At 67.6% G+C, this 21742-nt stretch carries 18 protein-coding genes, 1 tRNA gene and 1 pseudogene; 7 read left to right on the forward strand and 13 right to left on the reverse strand.

The genetic code is table 11. From position 1 onward, the window contains the following. Window positions 1-26 precede the first annotated feature (26 nt). The 3 genes from K4G22_RS31755 to K4G22_RS02300 form a co-directional block, all read right to left on the reverse strand. Window positions 27-761: a chaplin gene (locus K4G22_RS31755; protein WP_228077947.1), complete on the reverse strand. Its 735-nt coding sequence runs from the start codon at window positions 759-761 to the stop codon at window positions 27-29. 148 nt (window positions 762-909) lie between these two features. Continuing rightward, a complete protein-coding gene (locus K4G22_RS02295; RefSeq protein ID WP_228077948.1) occupies window positions 910-1143 on the reverse strand; it encodes a chaplin in 234 nt (77 codons plus the stop codon). Window positions 1144-1372: 229 nt separating this feature from the next. Next, window positions 1373-2710: a M20/M25/M40 family metallo-hydrolase gene (locus K4G22_RS02300; RefSeq protein WP_228077950.1), complete on the reverse strand. Its 1338-nt coding sequence runs from the start codon at window positions 2708-2710 to the stop codon at window positions 1373-1375. A 137-nt stretch (window positions 2711-2847) separates the two neighbouring features. Between K4G22_RS02300 and K4G22_RS02305 the strand changes: the two genes are divergently transcribed. Further along, a tRNA-Leu gene (locus K4G22_RS02305) sits at window positions 2848-2935 on the forward strand. Between the two features lie 97 nt (window positions 2936-3032). On the opposite strand, the gene K4G22_RS02310 is transcribed toward K4G22_RS02305, so the two are convergent. The 4 genes and pseudogenes from K4G22_RS02310 to K4G22_RS02325 form a co-directional block, all read right to left on the reverse strand. Next, entirely contained in the window at window positions 3033-4304 is a 1272-nt protein-coding gene (locus tag K4G22_RS02310) for a tyrosine-type recombinase/integrase (protein ID WP_228077952.1), read from the reverse strand. Window positions 4305-4571: 267 nt separating this feature from the next. Next, window positions 4572-4730 (reverse strand): helix-turn-helix domain-containing protein, encoded by a 159-nt coding sequence (locus K4G22_RS02315; RefSeq protein ID WP_228083923.1) that lies wholly within the window; start codon window positions 4728-4730, stop codon window positions 4572-4574. A gap of 259 nt (window positions 4731-4989) precedes the next feature. After that, a pseudogene (locus K4G22_RS02320) lies at window positions 4990-6167 on the reverse strand (IS3 family transposase); the annotation flags it as partial. Between the two features lie 189 nt (window positions 6168-6356). After that, a complete protein-coding gene (locus K4G22_RS02325) occupies window positions 6357-7685 on the reverse strand; it encodes a hypothetical protein (RefSeq protein ID WP_228077954.1) in 1329 nt (442 codons plus the stop codon). A 295-nt stretch (window positions 7686-7980) separates the two neighbouring features. Here K4G22_RS02325 and K4G22_RS02330 point away from each other — a divergent pair, with 295 nt between their 5' ends. The 5 genes from K4G22_RS02330 (at window position 7981) to K4G22_RS02345 (ending at window position 12276) form a co-directional block, all read left to right on the forward strand. Beyond that, entirely contained in the window at window positions 7981-9348 is a 1368-nt protein-coding gene (locus K4G22_RS02330; RefSeq protein WP_228077956.1) for an AlbA family DNA-binding domain-containing protein, read from the forward strand. 234 nt (window positions 9349-9582) lie between these two features. Continuing rightward, window positions 9583-10428: an IS5 family transposase gene (locus tag K4G22_RS02335; RefSeq protein WP_228077957.1), complete on the forward strand. Its 846-nt coding sequence runs from the start codon at window positions 9583-9585 to the stop codon at window positions 10426-10428. Window positions 10429-10524: 96 nt separating this feature from the next. Beyond that, a complete protein-coding gene (locus tag K4G22_RS02340) occupies window positions 10525-11298 on the forward strand; it encodes a hypothetical protein (protein ID WP_228077958.1) in 774 nt (257 codons plus the stop codon). Then, on the forward strand, window positions 11256-11645 hold the full coding sequence (locus K4G22_RS31895) for a NucA/NucB deoxyribonuclease domain-containing protein (RefSeq protein ID WP_425336587.1): 390 nt from the start codon (window positions 11256-11258) through the stop codon (window positions 11643-11645). The genes K4G22_RS02340 and K4G22_RS31895 overlap by 43 nt, the downstream gene beginning before the upstream one ends. 13 nt (window positions 11646-11658) lie before the next feature. Then, window positions 11659-12276: a hypothetical protein gene (locus K4G22_RS02345; protein ID WP_228077960.1), complete on the forward strand. Its 618-nt coding sequence runs from the start codon at window positions 11659-11661 to the stop codon at window positions 12274-12276. Between the two features lie 54 nt (window positions 12277-12330). On the opposite strand, the gene K4G22_RS02350 is transcribed toward K4G22_RS02345, so the two are convergent. Next, window positions 12331-12783: a plasmid mobilization protein gene (locus K4G22_RS02350; RefSeq protein ID WP_228077961.1), complete on the reverse strand. Its 453-nt coding sequence runs from the start codon at window positions 12781-12783 to the stop codon at window positions 12331-12333. A 2348-nt stretch (window positions 12784-15131) separates the two neighbouring features. Between K4G22_RS02350 and gltX the strand changes: the two genes are divergently transcribed. After that, entirely contained in the window at window positions 15132-16499 is a 1368-nt protein-coding gene (gltX, locus tag K4G22_RS02355) for a glutamate--tRNA ligase (RefSeq protein WP_265590260.1), read from the forward strand. Here gltX and K4G22_RS02360 read toward each other — a convergent pair whose 3' ends face one another. From K4G22_RS02360 to K4G22_RS02380, 5 genes are read right to left on the reverse strand one after another with little or no spacing between them, the layout of a single operon-like run. After that, window positions 16500-17486, reverse strand: a complete 987-nt coding sequence (locus K4G22_RS02360) for a glycosyltransferase (RefSeq protein ID WP_228077963.1) — start codon at window positions 17484-17486, stop codon at window positions 16500-16502. Further along, window positions 17483-18097 (reverse strand): HD domain-containing protein, encoded by a 615-nt coding sequence (locus K4G22_RS02365; protein ID WP_228077964.1) that lies wholly within the window; start codon window positions 18095-18097, stop codon window positions 17483-17485. The genes K4G22_RS02360 and K4G22_RS02365 overlap by 4 nt, the downstream gene beginning before the upstream one ends. After that, on the reverse strand, window positions 18094-19818 hold the full coding sequence (locus K4G22_RS02370; protein ID WP_228077965.1) for a carbamoyltransferase C-terminal domain-containing protein: 1725 nt from the start codon (window positions 19816-19818) through the stop codon (window positions 18094-18096). Before K4G22_RS02370 ends, K4G22_RS02365 begins: the two co-directional genes overlap by 4 nt. Window positions 19819-19844: 26 nt before the next feature. Continuing rightward, window positions 19845-20618, reverse strand: a complete 774-nt coding sequence (locus K4G22_RS02375) for a radical SAM protein (protein WP_228077967.1) — start codon at window positions 20616-20618, stop codon at window positions 19845-19847. Continuing rightward, on the reverse strand, window positions 20603-21742 hold the full coding sequence (locus tag K4G22_RS02380) for a hypothetical protein (RefSeq protein ID WP_228077968.1): 1140 nt from the start codon (window positions 21740-21742) through the stop codon (window positions 20603-20605). The genes K4G22_RS02375 and K4G22_RS02380 overlap by 16 nt, the downstream gene beginning before the upstream one ends.

Raw genomic sequence — 21742 nt, forward strand, 5'->3', positions numbered from 1 at the left:
GGCCGATGGGCTCGGCCGGGGCCGCCTCAGCCCTGCTGAACCACCCGTGACCTGCGGTACAGCAACGTGCCGCCGAGCAGCAGACCGGCGCCGAGCGGCAGCGCGGCCACCAGCGCGAAGTTGCTGCCGGTCGCCGCCAGCTGGGTGCTCTCCTCGGTCGAGGCGGCCTCCTCGGCCGGCACCACCTCGGAGGTGTCGACCACAGGGTCGGTCTGCTCCACCGGCGTCTCGGGGCGCTCGCCCGGGGTCTTCGGCTCGTTCGGCTCCGGGTCGTTGGGGTTCGGCCCAGGCTGCTCGGGACCCGGCTCCTCGGGGCCCGGCTCCTCGGGCGTCGGCTCGGTCGGCACGGGGAGTTCGCCGTTGGCACATCCGTTGCCGGAGGCCGAGTTGCCGAGACCCACGACCGACGCGCTGTTCCCGCAGGCGTTCACCGGTACGTCGATGGGCAGTTGCACCTGGTTGCCGGAGACGAAGCCCGGGGAGTGGCTCGCAGAGCCGCTGGCCTCCGCACCCCCACCGCCCGAGTTGACGCAGGTGTTGCCGAACGCCGGGTTGAGCAGACCCACCACGTTGACGGTGTTGCCACACACGTTGACGGGCACATGGATCGGCGCCTGAACGCTGTTCCCGGACACCACGCCGGGTGAGTTGGCGGCTCCACCCTCCGCCTCGGAGTCGGCCCAGGCCGCTCCACCGGAGGCCGCCAGCACGCCGCTGGCGGCGAATACGGTGAGCAGGCCGTTACGCGTGACCTGTCGCATGGTTGTTTCCCTGCCTTGCGTTGGGATGGGTCGCGGGGTGGGGGGTGAGGGCACCCGCGCCCGACGTAGAGCCCTGAGCGGTCCCGGAGCGTGCGCGCACGCTCCGGGACCGCTGGCCCAAGCCCTCATGGAGATGGGGGAATTGGCTCTAGTTGTTGATGCAGACGTTGCCGAACGTCGGGTTCAGCAGGCCGATCACGCTCACGGTGTTGCCACACACGTTGATCGGGACGTGGATCGGCACCTGAATGGTGTTCCCCGAGATCACACCGGGCGACTTGGCGGCAGCGCCGACGGCGCCGGAGTCCGCGACGGCGAGCCCGGCACCGGCCAGCGCCAGGCCGCTGGCGGCAGCCGCAGTGGCGACGACCTTCTTGATCATTAATTCCTCCTCATGGACAACGCGGGTCCCAGCCGGGGACCGCATGTGTTGCAACGAGAAGGCCAAAACAAGGGCACGAAACCTCGCGATCATTCACCTAACCTGGGGAATTCCGCACGCCCGACCGATTATTGAGGGGCCGGCGATGGGCCGGACGTGCGGCAGGCGGTCGGCAGCGCTCCCGGCAGGGCTCTCCGCACCGCTCCCGGCAGCGCTCTCAGCAGCGCTCTCAGCACTGATCGATGAAGCGGTCGAGCACCCGCACGCCGAACTGGAGGCCGTCAACGGGCACCCGTTCGTCCACCCCGTGGAACATGCCGGCGAAGTCCAGCTCCGGCGGCAGCTTCAGCGGGGCGAACCCGAAGCCCCTGATGCCCAGGTCGTCGAAGGACTTGGCGTCCGTACCGCCGGAGAGCATGTACGGCACGGCGCGCGCCGCCGGGTCCTCGGCGACCAGCGCCGACTGCATGGCCTCGACCAGCTGGCCGTCGAAGCTCGTCTCCAGGGCCTTGTCGCTGTGGATGTCCTCCCGGCGCACCCGGGGCCCGAGCACGCGGTCCAGATCGGCCAGGAACTCGTCCTCGAAGCCCGGCAGAAAACGACCGTCCACGGCGGCGGTGGCCTGTCCGGGGATGACGTTCACCTTGTAGCCGGCGTCGAGTTGGGTGGGCGCCGCGGTGTTCTGGAGGGTGGCGCCGATGATCTTGGCGATGCCGCCGAGCTTGGCGAGGGTCTCCTCCATGTTCTCCGGGTCGAGCGGGGTGCCCAGCGCGTCCGACAGCTCGTCCAGGAAGGAACGCACCGTCTTGGTCACCCGCACGGGGAACGTGTGCCGGCCCAGCCGGGCGACCGCCTCGCACAGCTCGGTGATGGCGTTGTCGTTGTTGGTCATCGAACCGTGGCCGGCGGTGCCGTCCACGGTGAGGCGCATCCAGTGCATGCCCTTCTGCGCGGTCTCGATCAGGTAGAGCCGCAGGTTCTCGTTGACGGTGAACGAGAACCCGCCGACCTCGCTGATCGCCTCGGTGACGCCCTCGAACAGGTCGCGGTGGTTGTCGACGAGGTAGCGGGCCCCGTGGATGCCACCGGCCTCCTCGTCGGCCAGGAAGGCCAGCACGATGTCGCGGGGCGGCTTCCGGCCGGTGCGCAGCCGCTCGCGCACCACGGCCAGCGTCATGGCGTCCATGTCCTTCATGTCCACGGCGCCCCGGCCCCAGACGCAGCCGTCGGCGATCTCGCCGGAGAACGGATGGTGCGTCCAGTCCTCGGCGTTGGCCGGGACCACGTCGGTGTGACCGTGGATCAGCAGCGCGGGACGGGACGGGTCCTCGCCGGCGATCCTCGCCACGGTGGAGGCCCGGCCCGGCTGCGACTCGAAGATTTGCGGTTCGAGGCCCACCTCGGCCAGCTTCTCCGCCACGTACTCGGCGGCGACGCGCTCGCCCGGGCCCGAGTGGTCCCCGTAGTTGCTGGTGTCGATGCGGATCAGGTCGCGGCAAAGGTCCACGACCTCCTCCTCCGCGTTGCCACGGATACCGCCGTCCCTGTCGGGGCTGGTCTCACTCACGCTGCCTCCTCCTGCGATGCCTCCTCTCATCCTCCCTCCCAGCCCCCGAGTTCCCCAAGGGCCGCCCCCGCCCACCCCGCCGACCTTTGCTATGGTTTCCCACGTCAGCGCGGCCATCGGCCGCGCGCACACCTCTTGTCCGGGTGGCGGAATGGCAGACGCGCTAGCTTGAGGTGCTAGTGCCCTCTTATGGGCGTGGGGGTTCAAGTCCCCCCTCGGACACCACATCAGACCTTGTCTGACCTGCGATTTCTCTCCGGCTAGGGGCTCTCAGAGGCCCCATATGAACAACCGCGTGAACAACGCGAGTGATCTTGTTCGCTCAGGCTGTGACCGTGGACAATCCGATCCGGTCCGCGCTGGCCCCGGCCAGTTTCTTCGCCGAGTCGGCGCGGCGCCGGCCGTAGGCCCGCATGGTGTAACCGGGGTTGTGGTGGCGGGCATTCGCCGCGACCTCGACAGGGTTCCCTCCGGCTTCGAGGTCATTGTTGATCTTGCTGGCGCGGGAGTCATGAAGCCGGAACCTCTCCGGCAGGCCGAGGCGCTTGCGGACCGTGCGCCAGCGGGCCGTCACCTTGTCGGGGTCCTGGGGGCCTCCCGCACGGATCCCAGCCCGCAGCCGCCAGCCATCACGCGCGAAGACCAGGTCGTGGTCCGTCCACGCCTCCCCGAGGCGGGCGATCTCCCTCTCCTGCCGCTCCTTCTGGATCTTGAGGATATTCGTCAGGGACTGGTCGACATAGATGATCGGCTTGTCATCGCCGTCCTTGGTGAGCCGGCGCAGCCGGTAGCCCCGGCCCACCTCGACCACCACCCAGTCGAGCGCGATGCTGCCCTCGTCCCAGTTGATGAGGGACCACTTCCACCCCAGGACCTCGCTGCGGCGGCACCCGGTGGCTATGTAGGCCGTCCACAGCGGGGCGTCCCGGAGGCAGTGGTGCCAGGCGTGGCACGTGCCGTTCCCACACGGGGTCCAGATGGCCTTGAGGAAAGCGCGGGTCTCGTCGTCGTTGAGGGTGGGGTAGTCGGGCTTGGCCGCCTTCATCTGCCGCACGGTGGGCGGGTGGGCGGTCGCGGCTGGGTTGGCCGGCAGCAGTTTCGGCACGACCGTACTGAAAGCCCCCGAGATGATGTGGTGGATGTGCCGCACCGTCTTGTACCCCAGGGGCCTGCCCCCATTGGTGGGACAGGGCTGCGTCTCCAGCGCCCGGTACAGCTCGTCCAGCATCTCGTCGGTCACTTCGCTGATCCTGACGTGCCCCAGGCGCGGCTTGATATGCAGGCGCACCTTGGGTTCGTATCCGGCCTTGGTTGTCGCCTCTCCCTGGTGGCCGGCGAGAAAGACGTCGAGCAACTGGCCGAGTGTCATGTTGGTGCGGGCGGCCAGCTTGCCCTCGTCCCGCTTGCCCAACCATTCCCGCAGGGCCTTTTCCGCAGCCGTCTTGTTCTTGAACTCGCGGCCGATCCAGTAACGGATCTTCCTCCCCTGCGCCTTGTCGAAGTGCAGGGGAGTTTGGATGCCCCAGGTGTTCGGGCGGCCCTTGCGCACGACCTCTACCGGGGTACTTCCCATGCCGTTGGCCTTCTTCGCCACGCACGGTCCTTTCTGTCTGAGGCGCCGAGATACGGCGCCGGAGGGCGCCTGGCAGACGTGATCGGGGCAACACTGCTCGGGGCAACTGCCATCAGTCAATGACCAATTGGCGACAGCACTGGAACCAAGCCCTCCGGGTGCGCCCCAGCGTCATCAGCAGAAGAGGACGAAGGGCTCGACGCCAAATCCGTACAGACGCTGCGAGGCCGAGCGCTCCCTAAAACGGGGAAGTGGCCTTCCGGGTCTCACTCCGTTGATACATCGTTGCTACCCAGGCTGCCGGTCGATCCACTGTTCCAGGTCAGTCGGGCGGCAACGCAGTTGATTACCGATGCGTTTGAAGGGGATACCCGCCACACGCCAGTTGGCGTAGACCCATCCTTTCGGCTTCCCCAGGTAATCCGCTACCTCATCAAGCGTGAGCATCGCACCGCGTGTCACCGTACGCCTCCGTCGAGAGCCACTGTTATCGATCTACAGCTTGTCTCTTCCGCGAGATTCGGCGCGACCAGCAATTCCGCGTAGCATCATTCCAACCCCAAGCACTCTGCTACAGCACGGCCCCCAGCACTGGATTCTGGCGGGGAGCGTGCCAGCGGAGTGTGCGCGCTTCCAAGCCACGGATCGGACTCATAATCCGTCGGCCTGAGCTGAACCGAGTTTCGTAGAGTCCGCGATCTTGGAGGGCTTCTTCCTGGCTTCGCCAGTACGCCTGCTCGTATTCGTCGGGTGGGACATAGTCGAGTGCGAAATGGAGCCGTTCACTGTTGTACCAGGTCACCCAGGCGAAGACGGCCCGCTCGACATGTGAGAAGTCTCGCCACGGGCCTTGATGCTCGATCAGCTCGGCCTTGAACGTGCCGTTGAGGGCTTCAGCCATGGCGTTTGTCGTACGAATCCGCGACCGACCCGACCGACGCCGAGGCGCCCGCCTCGGCCAGACGCTCCGTGTACCGGATGGATACATACTGCGATCCGCGGTCCGAGTGATGAACCAGGCCCGCGTCCTTCTTGATCTTCTGCCGCCACAGCGCCATCTCCAGCGCGTCCAGCGGCAGGGCGGTCCGAATGTGTGTCGCGGCCTGCCAGCCCACAATCCGGTGGGAGTAGGCGTCCAGGACGAACGCCACGTAGACCCAGCCGGACCAGGTCCGCACGTAGGTGAGGTCGGCCAGCCACAGCTGGTTCGGCCGGAAGGCGGTGAAGTCCCGGTCCACCAGGTCCGGAGGCCGGGGCGCCGACGGCTCGGCCACCGTAGTCCGGCGCCGTTGGCCACGGATGACGCCCTCGATCCCCAGCTCGCGCATCAACCGCTCCACCGTGCACCGGGCCACCTCCATCCCACGGCGGCGAAGGCCCGGGTGACCCGCCGGACCCCGTACGTGCCGGCCGACTCGGCATGGATCTCGGTGATCAGGCGCATGAGCTGCTCATCCCGCAGACGGCGGGCGGAACTCGGCCGCTTCCTCCGGGCGTAGTAAGCGGATTCTGACAGGTCCAGCACCCGGCATACGGGCCCGACCCCAAAGCCGATCTTCTTCAGGTCCTCTATCACCTGGTCGGCTTCGTCCGGGGACGGTCGAGCTCCTGCGCAAAAAGCGCACTCGCCGCTTTGAGAATGTCATTCGCCCGCCGCAACTCGGCCACTTCCCTGCGGAGTTGCTTCAGCTCCTCGCGTTCGGCAGTCGTGAGCCGATCATCGCGTTCCCCGACGTCCGCCTCGGCCTGGCGGACCCAGCCCCGCAAGGCTTCTTTGTGAATCCCGAGATCCCTCGCGACATGCGCGATCGGCCGTCCAGTCGCCCGGACCTCACGGACCGCGCGCTCACGGAGCTCATCAGGATACTTACGCGGTGCTGGCACTGCTGTGGTTCTCCTTACGGCCCGGCATCATAGCCAGGCTTCAAGGACTCCACCAAACTCAGAGCAGCTCACTTCCCCGGCCCGCGCCGGAATGGAGCGCGCGGTACAGGCCCCGGTCACCGTGAGGGGACACAGTACGGTCGGGGCCGCCCCCATCCGAGGTCCTGAGGGGCGAGTTCGGCTCGTCGACTACTTGAGCTCCTTGCCAGGCAGAAGCAGGAAGTCGACAGCGCAGCTGATGCGGCTGTGGAGGTCGTTGAGGGTGTACCAGGAACTCGGGCTCAGCGACGAGAGGTCAGGCTGGTCCATCAAGCAGTACTGGACGCGGCGGTGATGGGCGCCGAGTCCCTGGAAGATCAACGGCACCAGTTTGACCATGCGGACATCCGTCGCCCCTGCGGTGATGAACCACCCATCCTGAATGGGGAAGAAGCGGTCGAAGGCTTCGAGCGCCGTCGGGATCTCGTCGACCGGGATGCCGGAGTACTTCGACATCCACTCGAACTCCTGCTCCTCTCGGTCTTCGAGGTAGAACCCTCCCCATCCCCACAGAAACTGCTGCCAGAAGGTCGCGTAGCGCCGGAAGTTGGGTTGCTTCCGCAACCATTTCATGCCCGAGTGGAAGCTCGAAGGGAGGGCGTGGTACGTCAGCCCTTGGAATATGAAAACCTTTCGATCCTCCGACATGCTGAACTCCGGCGCGCCGTGAGGGTGTGCGAGCGCGTAGTCGACGGCGGCCTTCAGGATGGCCAGGCGGGCGCGATGCTCGAGGTAGATGCATGCCTGGAGTTCCGGATGTTTCCCCTTGAGCATTGCCTTGTAGCTCGGGCTGTCAGCGGGCGCCGACTGCGGGTCGAACGTGCCCCCATCGAGTTCGTGCGCGTAGCCGCGAGTCAGCTGAGGATGCTCCTGGTACGCCTCGTACAGCATCGCCACAGACTCTTCGGGAGCCCGCGAGAGGAAGGTGCCGTTGTTGATCTGGCGATGGTAGGTCTTCGCCGCCTTGGCGCCCTCCTCGCCCTTCTTCGCCCGCCCATGGATGAGATTGACGAACCTACGCTCGACACCATACGAGAACCGCCAGAGGCCGATGAGTTGCGGCTCTACGAAGGTGCCGAAGCCCTTTTCGGAGAAGCACTCTGGAGCGGCTTGGAAGTCGTCGAAGCAGACGACCTCCAGGCCCAGCGGGGTCATCCGGGTGGGAGCAGTCGTACGGTCGTCCCAACGGGTATGGAAGAAGGCACCGTGCTGGATCTTCAGGTACTGCATCCAGCCGACGACCTTGAAGAGATCGGTGTACCCCCACTTGCCACCTTTGACCTCGATGAGCCGTCGTGAGGCTTGCTCGCCTGCGTAGTCAGTGGTGACGATGTCGAGTTCGAGGAGGTCCGCAGGGTCGGACTCCACGATCTGCTTCTCCACGAAGTGGCCCGATGCCTGAAACAACGCGGCGATGTAGTCCTCAAGCTCCTCGCCGGCCCCGGGGATGTCCGGCAGCTTCACGACCCTCTTGCTCATCAACCACCCTCTCTGTGCCGCGCGAATATACCGGCGCGACAACAGAGCGGCTACGCGTTTCCAGAACGCTGCCTATCGCTGCGCTAGAGCCCCGGTGCAGTCACCACGCCGAAGCTGACGGCGGCTGCCAGCGAGCGAGCGGCGGACAGGCCGCGGACGGCGAAACCCCGAGACCGCCGGGTGAGCGGACCTCTACGATCTTCAGACGATCCATGCGACTGGTCTACCCGGCTGGCGAGCTGGCCTGTCGGTGTGGTCCCGCATGCTTGGAGTTCACCTGGCACGAAGGACAACCATGACCCTGGATTTCAACGCGGACGAACCGGTAGTCGGGCTGGCGCGGCAGCGAGAGCTAATCCGCGCCGTCCTGAACGCCAGCAGCGCGGATGAGACGCGCTGGCTGGAGTGGAAGTCTCAGCACGACGTGTCGAGGGCGGCGGGAGCCTTCGCGGTGTCGAAAGCGATCCTCGGTTTCGCCAACAGGATGCCTGATGTGGCTGAGCAGTGGGCTGGAGGCCACGCCTACCTCTTGGTAGGCGTAGATGAAGACGCGATCCATGGGGTTCCGACGCACGATGTCGAGAAGGTCGACGGCTGGCTGAGGCGCTACTTGGGCGAGTTCAGCCGCTACCAGTTCACGTACGTTCCCATGGACACCGACGACGGCAAGCGCCACATCATGCTCGTCGACGTCTCGCCTCCCCGGTGGGGCGACCTTATTCACCCACTGCACAAGGAATATGAGAGCTACCGCCCGGGCACCGTCTTCCACCGGTACGCCGGCAAGACCGAACCTGCTCGCCCAGCGGAAATCTACGCCCTCACAGAGCGAGCCCGCCGAGCAACGAAGCGCGTGAACGTCGACGTCACCATGACCACCGGCAGCGTCGCCATGCTGGCCCCGACCGAGGACGTCCGCCGAACGATCACCGACTCCCTCGGCGAGGTGATGATGCGGCAGGTGGACGCCGCAGAGGAGAAGAAGAAGGCCGCAGCTTCCGACCCATTCAGGGCCTTCGGGTCACTCCAAGTCCTGTGGCCTGACTCCCGCTCGCCGAAGGAATTCCGACAGGAGGTGGACGAGTACCTGAGCGACTTCGATGTCGCGATGCAGCATGCTTTGGCGCAGGCGGTGAGCGCCACAGGCACGCCTGTGACCCTCACGTTGACCAACCCCGGCGAAGACAACCTCACGAAGGTCCAGGTGGTGCTGAGCCTCCCCGGCACCGTCACGGCCTGCGTCACGGCCGATGCCGAGGAAGAGATCGACTGGCCTCATCAGCCGGCCAAGTACGGGGAGGGCATGATCCCCGGACTCGGCATCCACCAAGGGGTGCTCGGGGTGCAGCCCCCGGCCTACCATCTGCCGTCCCTGCATTCCCCGGACATCGAGCAGCAGGATGGCCGCACCCTCATCCGCTTTGCCCCGGTAGACCTACGCCCCCACGAGACCGTGACCCTCGACGCGATCACGGTTTACAGCAGTCAGGAAGCCGACTCTTTCCCTGCGGAGTGGCGAGCGACTGCGACCAACGTCAGCAGCAACGTGCAGCGGTCTCTATCGATTCCCGCTCAGCGCCTGGAACTCGACCTGCGGGGCATTCTTCGTCCCATGTTCGGAATCAGCGACGACGCAGAGCAAGAAGAGGGCGGGGGCGACTAAGAGGACGTTCGCGTCATCTATGTGCCGGTTTTTGCTAGTTGGACCGCGCCGGGATCCGCCGTGTACAGGTAGAACGAGCGGTATGTTGCTTCGACTGGCGAGTGCCCACCTCTGAGTTTTGCCCTGATTACTACGGATAGCTCCTGTCCGATTCGAATAGGCTCCCGTAGATGGCTTTTGCCTCGCTCGATCGAGCGATATACCCGGTTGGACATCTCATGCATGAGTATCCCCATGACCTCTTCGCGACAGCGCAAGCCGTACCTGAGCGATCTCTCCGACGCCCGCTGGGAGTTGATCGAGCCGGTCTTGACGGCCTGGCGGGCCGAGCGGCAGAAGACCTCGCTCAACCTCGGCGGCAAGGTCACTGACCTGCGAGAGGTCATGAACGCGATCCGCTTCCTCAACCGGACCGGAGTCCCGTGGCGCTACCTGCCGCACAACTTCCCGCCGCACACCACCGTGTTCAGCTTCTTCAGCGCCTGGACCGCCGACGGCACCATCGAGAAACTCGGCGTCCGCCTGCACCGAATGGTCCGTGAGCAGGCAGGACGCACCGCCGAACCCACCGTCTGCGTCCTTGACGCACAGAGCGTCAAGACCGCCATTCGCGTCCCCACCGACACCCAGGGCACCGACGCCGGCAAGAAGATCGTGGGCCGCAAACGCAGCATCGTCGTCGACACCCTCGGCCTGTTACTGCTGGTCATCGTGACCGCAGCCAGCGTCTCCGACAACGAGGCCGGCAAGCAACTCCTCACCCAGATCGCCGCCGACCATCCCACGATCACCAAGGCATGGGTCGACACTGGCTACAAGACCCAGGCCATCGAGCACGGCGCCGCCCTCGGTATCGATGTCGACGTCGCCCCCAGGAACGCCCAGGTCAGGGGGTTTTCTGTGATTCCGCGAAGGTGGGTAGTGGAGCGAAGTTTCGGTTGGATCATGATGCACCGACGCCTCGCCCGAGACTACGAGACCAAACCCGCCCACTCCGAGAGCATGATCCGCCTCGCAATGATCTCCAACCTCGCGAAGCGAGCAACCGGTGAAACACCCATAACTTGGCACAAACCATGAACTATTCCGTCTCCAAATGGAACGTCCTCTGAGATATCCGAAGGGCTCATCGGCGATGAGCCCCAGGACTCGCCAGATCCCTCGCTGCGTGTCGGCGTGGAGAGCTGCACTCAGAACACCGTAGAGAACGATCAGGGCAAGCCTGAACAGGTCAGTGTCTGCACCGAGTTCAGCCCTGCAACGCGGGAGACGGTTCAGGCCGTCGAGAGCGCGGACTTCGAATCCACAGCTCTTCGACCACTCCCCGACTGGTGCCTCGAGGACCCCGCCGTCAACGCTTGGCGGTTCACCCGCGACGACTCGTGCGGCATCGCAAACGGCACGCTCACTATCCGTGATAGCAGGGGAAACGTCGTCGGTCTCATGACGTACCTGCGCTACGCCTACCTGTACAGCGACGACAGCGAGACCGGCTGGGGGTACCAGATCGAGATCTCTCCCACCACGATGACCGGAGCGACCATCGGCAGTTCCGTTCAGGGCAGCGCCTCTTGCAGCGGTGAGACCTGTGAGGTGCTGAAGTCGACGTTCCCATCCCAGCCGCTGAACACCACTCCCCTCACCGATGCTCAGGGCGAGTCGTTCCACGAGATGACCATTGGCCCGGATGATGTCCTCAGCGCAAGCAGCGCATGGACGTACTACTTCACCAGCCCTGCCTACGGCTTCTCGACCTCAGGAGTCGCCCGCCCCTACACCGACGTGCGCTGCGACAACGCCGTACCAGACCGGGCCAGCGCCGGCTGCATCCTGCCGGACTACACGCCCACCCTCCTCGAGTCCCTTCGGGCGACACCCCTAACTATGTGCGCCACCTCCAAGAAGCCATGGCCTCTGGCTTGCCGGGGGCACGCGGCGGCACACCGCTGACCCGCCTGGTCAGCCCGACCCTCAACCAGGCGAACCGGGACACCGCCTGCCCCGATACGTCCGTCGGTGGCTACCCTCGGCCTGAGGGCTTTAGCTGCGACGAGTACCCCTTCGCATCCCCCGTCAATGGGGCATATACCTCTGGCCAGGATGGAACGCCCCATCCCGGCCCAACTTTCAACTGGTGCCAGATCAACACGCTCCCGACCGGTAGCGGCGCGAACGGGTGGAGCGCCTGCATGATCCCCGGACCGGAGAACAGCCTCGGCGGCAGCAGGTTGGGAGGCTTCTACCAGAGTTATCGCGTGATCGACGGCGACGACTTCTGGGTCCTGATCGTCGCCTGACAAGGAGGCAACCATGGCTGAGCCCGCTGCTGCCGCAACCCCCGTCGTCGTGGTCGACTACCACATGTTCTACCTGGCCGAGCCGGGAGAGCCCAGCAAAGCGGACGCACCGGTTCACGCCGCCAACGGGCTGGTGAGTTCACGCCCTGGAATGGCCGTGATCTTTACCGGCGCCAGCAGCGGCTCAGTCATCCTCACCGTCCAGACCTTCACTTCCCCACCGCAGAACGCCCCGACCGAGGACTGGGAGGAAGTCGTCGAGCACAGCGTCCTAGCACCGGCCGGAGCACTCCGCGTCACCACCGTGATGACCTGCGGGCCCCCCGACCTGCCGCTCCTGACCCCCTCCGGCCCGGGACCCTACCGGCTGCGCGTCCATGCCAGCGGACGCGACATGAGCCCCGACGGTGTCGCGCGCGAACCTCGCGAGAGATACCTCATCGCCAGCTGGCCCGCGCCACACCAACCTGACCACGTGCACCACCAGACAGACCGCTACGGAGCACAGCTCCGCGCCGCCTCAGGACCACCAACGCCAGCCTCCTCGGCCCCACGCCTCCCGGATCACAAAGACGCCCAGCGCGAGCACCTTCGGCGCAACCTGCGGCGAATCCGTCAAGATCGCGCCTGAGCGGCCCACCACCGGTGCCCAACTACCAACTACCAACTACCAACTACCAACCCTCTACCGGACGATGGCGTTCACCGCGGCATCGACACGCAGGACCGCCTGCTGCACCGCTGCGAGAACACGTTCGGACTCGGGCCGTATCCCACCGCTGTTCACCGCTTTCGCGATCTGGTTGAGGTTGTTCCCGACCTGACGTAGATGTCGCCGCGCCGCGAACAGCCCCGTGATCAGCTCCCGATCTCCGGCGACCCGCGCCTCGGCCGCCTCCGCGTCGCCAGCGGCGGCGATGGCGGCCTGGGCGAGAAACCCGGCCGTCGTCATGCCGCTCGCCCGAGCAGCGGCGGTCACCCACTCCAACTCGCGTTCGCTCAGGAGCACGCTGCGGACCCGGTCGCGGACCTGGGCGGTGGCCAGCCGGTTGCGCGGCCGGCGGCGGGGGCGAGCCGGCCCGAGCACGGCCCGCTCGGGCGGTCCGCCCGCCCGGTTCGGCTCCCCCTGGAGCCGCACCTTCCCCGCCTCCCCTGGGGCGGGGTCGGGGTTCGAAACTCCTGCGCGTGCGCAGGAGTTTCGAACCCCATAGCTTGCTCGGCCACAGCAGGTGGCCAAACGGACGCAATATGTCGCGGGGTCAGGATGGGGCAAAAACCTCATTCCTCTGGTATTTGGTGACGGCGGGTCCACCGTTGGCGCCCTTTGAGCGGGGTACGGACGAGCGGACGGGCGAGGCGGACGGCGAGGACCGAGGGGACGGACGGCGCCTTCACACTTCGGATTCTCGTCCACCACTGCGGCGGCCTTGGGCAGGTGGCCGGACGGACGGTCAGGCCAGCGGACGGACCAAGCGTTCGAACAGCGCGCCTGCGGACGGACGGTCCGCAGCGGCGGACGGGCGCGACCGCCGTGGGGGGGGGCGTTGGGGCGAAGGGGGCGGACCGTCCGTCGGCGCCCACGACTCTGCCGTGCCCGCGGACGACGCCAGGCGCGGACAGACGGTTGGGCGACGACGGGTTGAGGCACTGGTTCCCGTTCGTCCGCCCGATCGTGCACGGAGAGGGCTGATGGGACTGTGGACGCCAGGGCACCAGGGGACGACATGCTGTTGGCGAGGGGTGCTCGTTCGGGTGGCCTGACGTAGTAGTCGAGGTGATGCTCCATCTGGCATGTGGACCAGGCCGGGGCCGGCGGTGGTCTCGCCTCCTGGCGCGCGGTGCAAATGATCGACTTCCCCCGGGAGTGGGAAGGAAGCAACCGGAGTTCCATTTCATGATGGGGACCGGCTGAGGGGACGAAGCAGCCCCAGTGCGGACGGGGACGGCGAGCCAGGGCTCGTGAAATCGTGTTTACCTCATCCATCGGAAGCGGACGACGTGTAGTGCCGGACGGACGGGGCGTTGCTCCGCCGACGTTCGGACGAAGTGGTCCGAGGTTCCGTCCGCTGTGGCGGCGTGGGACGGACTCGACGTCGGCGGGGACGGGCTCCTTGTCATGGTCAGGCACGGGTGTGGTGGGACGCTGGTGTCCGCGGTCGGCGCCGGCCAACACCATGTGGTCGGTCATCTGCGCGAGCCACGAGGCGATCCGGTCACCGAACACCTGACGCACCCCGGGCAGCGGCTCGTTGCTGGTGAGCAGCGATGGCGCCCCGGCCACCGTCACCGCCCCGCCTGGCGTCCGCCACCAGCTGCCCCGCCCACGCCCGCATCTGCCGGTGCGTGGCAGTCGCGTGACGAAGTTCGGCCGGGACCCGGTTGTCGGTCCTGGCACCTCGGGCCGGCTGCGGTGAGTGAGCTGGGATGCCGCCGTACCGCCCTGATGGCGAACACTCGCTCCACCGCCAGCGACACCGTCGCCAGGGTCTTGACGCACTGGCTCATCACGACTCCCTTCGTAGACGGACAGGTCGGTCAGGTTGGTCCATCCCACGTGCATCGGCACCGTAGGCGCCGATCCCTGTCACACCAAACCGCCGCCCGAGCGCAGGCCCCCTGAGACCCTCGTTCACCAGGCTCGGCAGCACGCTCGGGGCCATCGGCCGCTGGCAGAACCGCGCCAGCCCCGCGCGCACCGCCTCGGGGCCCACGTCCTTCCGCAGCCGCGCCCGTGTCCCGGGCGGGGTGGTCCACCACCCGCCTGGGTGGCCAATGCTGCGTGTCGGGCGCTGCCCGCCCCGCTTTAGCGGTAGATCCACGGTCCATGGTCCTAGATCCAGACAACGAGGCTTCGTCGAGCCCTCGACGAACCTTCGGCGAGCCCTCATCGAAGACCCTGTGACCTGCGGCTTCGCTGATCGGCGGCGCATACTCGCGAACCCTCGCCACAGGCTCGTCGAGTCCTCGCGGAACCCTCGTCGAGGGCTCGTCGGAGCGTCGAGGAACACGCGCCGTCGACTGATCGGGAGCCGCCGGCACGTCGTCGCGGCGGCAGGAGGCATCCCCGCACCCGCCGCAAGCACACTCGCGCTCGTGCACCAGGCAAGCCGGCGTACGCCACTTGGAAGGGGCGATGTTCTGCTGCCGGTCCCCACGTCCCGATGCGCAGAAAGCCCCGTAGCCGCAGATCAACCCCGCCGGGATGCCATCACTCAGGCCCCGGAAGCAGCTCGCGCTCTGCTGGGTACGGTGAGCGGGCTGACGGGGCACGCACAGTTCGCCAAGATCAGCCGCAATGTGCTGGCAACCCACGAACGCCAAGCGCCTCGCGGCCTGGCACTGGGGACCAGGCGAGGTCCATGTGTAGCCGCCGGTTCCCTCTCATCCGATTCGCGCTGGGTGTCTGGGCACATGCTCAGCGTCGGTACCCTGGAGCGCATGTCTACCGCTCCCGTTCGCGTTCGTTTCGCCCCGTCCCCGACCGGCATGTTCCACGTCGGTGGCGCTCGGTCCGCCCTCTACAACTGGGCGGTGGCGCGACAGTCCGGTGGCACGTTCGTCCTGCGGATCGAGGACACCGACGCGGCGCGGAACAAGCCGGAGTGGATCGACGGGATCATCAGCGCGCTCGCGGCGATCGGCATCCATGCCGAGGATTCGGCGTTCGAGGGGCCGTACTTCCAGTCGCAGAACGCCGACCGGCACCGGGAGGCGGCGCAGCAGCTCTTCGCGGCCGGGCGGGCGTACTACTGCGACTGCACTCGGGAGCAGTTGAAGGAGCGCACCGGCTCGGAGCACCTCGGCTACGACGGGTTCTGTCGGGACCGGGGGCTGGCGTTCGAGGAAGGGCGGGCGCTGCGGTTCCGGACACCGGACGAGGGCGAGACCGTCGTCGTTGATGTGGTCCGCGGGAAGCCGGCCTTTCCGAACAACACGATCGAGGACTTCGTCATCGCGCGGGGCGACGGGTCCCCCGTCTTCCTGCTGGCCAATGTTGTGGACGACCTGGACGAGGAGATCACGCAGGTCATCCGGGGCGAGGAGCACCTGTCGAACACACCGAAGCAGCAGCTGCTGTGGGAGGCGCTCGGTGCGCAGCCGCCGGTGTGGGCACACCTGCCGGTGATCGTGAACGAGAAGCGGCAGAAGCTGTCCAAGCGCCGCGACAAGGTGGCGCTGGAGGACTACCTCGCCGAGGGCTTCCTGCCGAACGCGCTGGTGAACTACCTGATGCTTCTGGGCTGGGGACCGGGCGACGACCGGGAAATCCTGCCCTACGAGGAGTTGGAGCAGCTTTTCCGGATCGAGGACGTCAACACCGCACCCGCCTTCTTCGACGTGAAGAAGCTGACTGCGTTCAACGGCGACTACATCCGCGCCCTGTCGGCGGAGCAGTTCGTCGCCGCTTGCGCGCCGTGGCTCGTCGCCCCGAAGGCCCCGTGGCCGGCGGAGGCTTTCGACAAGGCGGTCTTCGAGGCGGCGGCACCGCTGGCGCAGACCCGGCTGGCGCTGCTGTCGGAGATCACCGCCTATGTGGACTTCCTGTTCCTCGACGAGCCGGTGGAGGACGAAGCGTCGTGGAACAAGGCGATGAAGGCGGGCGCCATCGACATCCTGACGGATGCCCGGAGCGAGTTGGCCAGCGTCGCGGAGTGGACGGCGGACAAGCTGAAGGCCGTCCTCCTGGCCGTCGGAGAAAAGCACGGGCTGAAGTTGGGTAAGGCGCAGGCACCCGTCCGGGTCGCGATCACCGGCCGGACGGTCGGGCTTCCGCTGTTCGAGTCCATGGAGCTACTCGGCCGGGACCGCGTGCTGGCCCGACTGGACGCGGTGGCTGAGAAGTTGGCCGCGTAGTCAGGTGACCTCCGTGAGGAGGTCACCCCAGGCCTTGGCGAAGTAGTCCAGGTCGAACTGGGCCAGGGCCTCGTATGCCGCCTTGACTTCCGTCTGGCCGGCCGATGCGCGTTCCCGGATCTGCGTCGGCAGGCGGCCGAGGTCCGGGGCCGGCTGGCCGGTCAGCGCGGCGAGGTCGCCCAGGCCGGCCACCGGGCGGATGAGGCAGGGCAGGCCGAGCAGCAGGGCCTCGGCCGCGCAGCGGCTCCACCCCTCCCGCATCCGAGGGAGGAAGACCCCGACGTCGCAGGCGCGGAGCAGTCGTAGGTACCGTTCGCGTTCGACGTCGTAGTGTGCGCCGTCGAAGCCGATGGTGTTGCTGCCGCTGGTGATCACCCGCGTCCCGAGAGCGTCGGCCAGGGCCGCCGAGATCTCCTCCGTTCCCTTCCAGTGCACGGCCTTCCCCGCGTAGACGGCGATCAGGTCCGGAGGCAAGCCGAACTCGGCACGGCACTCGTCCCGGTCAAGGCTCCGTACCCGCTCGATCTCGGTCAGGTCGAAGGCGTTGTGGATCACCCGCACGTTGCGAACGCCCCGGGCGCGGAGGAAGTCGGCCCAGTAGGGGGCGACGCAGACCACGGCGGCGCACTGGGGCAGCAGCCGGAAGAGGCGTTCCCAGAGCATGGCTTCGACGGGGGCGGAGTCGTGTTGGAGCGGTTCGTAGTGGTGCAGGAGGAACACCGTGCGGGCGCGCATCTCGGGGGTGAACAGCAGCAGGCTGAGGTCGTCCCATACGAAGGTGCCGGTCGTGTCGTTCAGTGCGCGGATCGTCGGGGCCAAGCGGGCGAGGTGGCGGAGCTTGCGCCAGCGGCGGACGCGGTAGGTCCGCTTGTGGTCGGGAATCGTGCGCCACTGCACGTCGTCGGCCGTCACCTCGTGGAGCATCCGCAGATAGGCCCGGCCGCCGGTGCGGCCGACGGGCTCCATCGAGTAGACGACCCGCTTCACGGGCGTACCTCCGGTTGGTGTTGGACGTACTCGGCGTGGAGCAGCCCGCACATGGCCTCCAGCTCGGGAGTGAGGTGGCGGGCGGCCTCGGCGAGGGGGAGGTGGAAGTCGTGCAGGCTCTGGAGGAACCGTCGACGCCGTTCGAGGTTCGGCGATGCGGCGAGATCGCGCAGGTTGTGGAGGCGGTCGGCGAGCCGGACCAGGAGGTCCTCGGGCGGGAGCGCGGCCTGCTTGGTGCGCCACCGTCCCTCGTCACCTGAGGACTTGGGGCGCTGTTCGAGGCGGTGGTCGGCTGTCATGGCCCGTAGGCGGGCGGTGAACGGGCGGCCGAGGTGACGGGTGACCGCCGCCTCCGATTCCGGGGTCACTTCCAGGGCGTCGTGAAGGAGTGCGAGGAGCAGGGTCCCGGGGCGGTCGATGCCGATCTCCGTTCGCAGGAGAGTGACGACGGCGAGAGGGTGTTGGAGGTACGGCGTGCCCTGGTCGCGGATGTGGCCTTCGTAGACGGTGAGGGCGAGGCCACCGGCAGCGCGGGCGCGGGACTGCTCGTCCGCGTTCCAGTTGGCGGCGCCGAGCACGCTCAGTATGTGGTCCAGGTCGATGGGACTCATCCATCCCACCTCGTACGGCATTGCTGGACGTGGGGGTTGGGGACGTGGTCGGCGAGCAGCAGGGTGTCCCCGACCGCGAGGGCATCGAGGCCGAGTTCGGCCGCAGCTGCCGCTGCCTGCTCGGCGGTCCGCAGGATCGGGGAGCCCTTGCGGTTGAAAGAGGTGTTCAGCAGCAGCGGCAGGCCGGTGCGGCCGTGGAACCGTTCGAGGAGTTCACGCAGGCCCTCATGGCCGGCGGAGACGGACTGGACCCGTGCGGTGCCGTCGTGGTGGGTGACTGCGGCGACACGGTCAGCCCGGCACCGGCGGATGTGGGCGACGCGGTTCATGAACGGGTCGCCCGCCGACATGAACCAGTCGGTGGTGTGCTCGGCGAGGACGGCGGGGGCGAACGGTCGGTAGGAAGCTCGTTTCTTGAGCGCGTTGAGCCGGTCCCGGGTAGCGGCGTGGCCGGGGTGGGCGAGGATCGAGCGATGGCCGAGGGCCCGGGGCCCAAATTCGAGCCGTCCCCGCACCCAGCCGACGATGCGGTGCTCAGCGAGCAACTCGGCCACCGTGGACTCCAGTTCCGGACCGAGGTCGGTCAGGGCGCGGTAGCCGGACGGCACCGCGGTCGCGGACAGCGCGCCCGGGAGCGGGCCCCAGGCCGCGTCGGTCAGCGCGGGGAGGCGCTCCTGCCCGAGTTGGTAGTGCCAGCCGTAGAGCGCGGCGCCCACGGCGGTGCCGGCGTCGTGCGGAGCTGGTGCCACGAAGAGGGTGTCGAAGCCGCTGTCGGCGGTCAGCTGACCGTTGAGGTGGGAGTTGAGGGCACATCCGCCCGAGAACACCAACGCCGAGGCGCGGGTGAGCCGTTGCAGGTGGCGGGCGACGTGAACGACCGCTTCGGCGAAGACCTGCTGGGCTGCGGCGGCCAGGTCGGCGCGCTCTTTCTCCGGCTGTCCCTGGACGTTGGCGACAGTCCAGGCTCGGCCGTCGAGCAGCAACGGCGTGCTGCTGTCCGCTGAGCCCCAGGGGTGGGCGATGTGGACTTCGCCGTCATCGCCGAGCCGGACCAGTTCGCGGATCTGCGGTCCGTAGTGCTGGGGATCGCCGAAGGCCGCGAGCGCCATCATGCTGCCCTCGGGCTCGTCGCCGGGCGGGATCACCCGCCGGGCGAGGTTCCGGTAGAAGTGCCCGAGGGAGGAGTGGACACGTCGAGGTCCGGAGGGGCCCGGGAGGACGGTCGGCATACCTTGATGGAGGCGGTCGATGCGGTCGGGGCGCAAGTCGTACCCGGTGATGCGTTCCCGGCCGGGGCCGAAGTCGGCGCCAAGGGAGGAGCCGCCGGCGTCAATGACGAGGCCGGCCGCGTGTTCGTGCCCGGAGAGCAGGTAGCCGGAGAGCGCATGGGCCGCGTGGTGGGACAGGAGGCGAAGGTGCTCGCCGAGCGGCACCGGCAACAGGGCGGCGAGTTCGTCCCGTTCCTGGGACAGCCAACTGCCGGCCGCCGGGTTGGGGCGCATGGAGGCCGCCCATACGACGTCCACGTCCTGCGGTGGGATGCCGGCGGCTTCCAGGCACCACCGGAGCGCGCGAATCGGGACGGTGAGCGTGCCCTTGCGGGTGGTGTGGTGGTGTTTGATGCCGCTCCATCGTTCCTCTTCGGCCGCGTAGAGGCGGCCGTCGACCACCAGGGCAGCGGCGGTGTCGTGGTGGAAGTTGAGTCCGAGGACTGCGGGCATGGTGGGGTACCTCCGGCCTTGAGGGCTCAGGTGGCGAGTGCGGGGACGACGGCTGAGCCGGAGTCGGTGTATTCGTGGCAGCGCAGGCAGAACCGGAAGTGGTGGCCTCGGGGCGCGAAGACCTTGGCCGCGAAGTCCTCGTCCCAGATGCTGAATTCGCTGTCGTCCTTCGCCATGGCGTTGAAGCAGCGGTAGCAGGAGCCGTCCATCTCGATCATCAGGTGCTGGTCCAGGTAGCGGTCGCAGATGCCTCGCAGATCGTTCGCCGGCTGGCCGACATCGACGTGGTGAACGTGGTTGGTGACATGGATGGCGCCGAACCTGCCGCAGAGGCTGGCGAGTTGCGCAAGCCGAGTGGAACTGATGCCTTCCAGGACGCTGTTGACGACCACCGTCTTGCCGGCTTCGCGGAGGCGGGGGACGACGGTGTGCACCTCGTCGTAGTTGGCGTGCTCGTCGTCGCAGCCGATGAGGATCTGGTCGTATGAGCGGAGGGCGGCGTCCATGATCCGCTGGTTGCGGGCCAGGGTGATGGCGTTGGTGCCCAGGACCATGACCTTGCCCGGCAGCCGGGTGCGCGCGAGGGCGCTCAGGGCGGGGAAGTCCCGGTGCACGGTGGGCTCACCACCGTTGATGTGCAACTGCTGGAACGGGATGGTCTCCAGCCGGTCAAGGACCGTGGTGAACAGCTCCACGGACATGTTCTCGCCCTGGGCGCCGTCGGCGAAGATGCAGAAGTCGCAGGAGCGGTTGCACTTCGTCGTGATCTTGATCTTCGCGGTCCTCAGGATGCGGGGCATGGCGAACTCCTCGGGTCAGGGTGAACGTCGCCCGGCGTGAGACTGAGGAAGTCCTGCACGGTCGCCCGCTGGCGGTGCCAGCGCGCGAGGGCCACGCGCAGGATGCTGGCGGTGGTCGGTCCCGTGGGGATCAGCGCCGCCATCCGGGCGGCCAGCCGCTGGGCGGGAGCGGCCTCGTCCGCCGCGAGCGCGGTCAACGCCCGGGCGGCGGAACTGAGTTCCTTCGCCTCTCGGCGGATCAGGTACTCGGTCGCCACGCCGGGCGGTGGGTCGAGGTAGTACAGCCAGCGGGCGACACGTACGCGGAGCATCCCGGCGGTCATCACCCAGTCGGTACGGACGTGTTCCTCGTTACGGCCCTCGGCCGGGCCCTGCGCATCGGGAACGCGACGCATGGCCGCTGCCAGGGCGACGTGGGCTGTGCGGAGCAGTTGGTGCGGGCTTCGGCCATCCGGTGGTTGCTCGGCGTGCCGGAGGAATTGTTCCCCGTACCGCCCCAGCCCGTCCGGTCGCCACTGGGTGAGGGCGGTCGTCTTGCCAGGGCAGCGCGTCCGGGTCGCGAGCGCGGTGGCGGCAAACCAGCACGGGGCAAGGTAGTGCCAGGCGACGCAGTGGCGCCGGTACCTGGCAAGGTCCCCCATCACGTTGTCGGTGCTGTCGGCCGCCAGCTGGTACTGGCCGCCCAGCCGGGAGTGGAGGATTCCCCGATAGAACCGCTCGTCGATATCTCCCCAAGGCGCCATCTGCGCACGGGACTTCCAACGCTGGAAGTCCCTGGTGCTCCCGCTGATCAGCGACCAGGTCGCCAGCTCGGGCGCGGAGACGAGCTGCCCATCCGCCTCGGCCGTGATGAACGCGAAGCCGGGCGGATGCTCCAGAAGACGTCGATGGGAGACCTCTCGGGCGACCGCCGCGGTGTGCGCGGCGGCCAGCCGGTGGTTCCACCCCTCCCAGTCCTCGGGGACCCGAGGGAGGAGGACGCGCACGTCGATGTCGGAGTGCGGGGCGAGTAGATCGGCGGGCTGCCACTTATGGGTAAGCATCACGGCCCCGAGGCCCTGAGCCGCCAACTCGCGCTCGTACAGGGCGCCGAGTCCTTGGTAGAGAGGTGGTGCCTCGGCCAT

This window comes from Streptomyces profundus (genome assembly GCF_020740535.1).
Taxonomy (GTDB): domain Bacteria; phylum Actinomycetota; class Actinomycetes; order Streptomycetales; family Streptomycetaceae; genus Streptomyces; species Streptomyces profundus.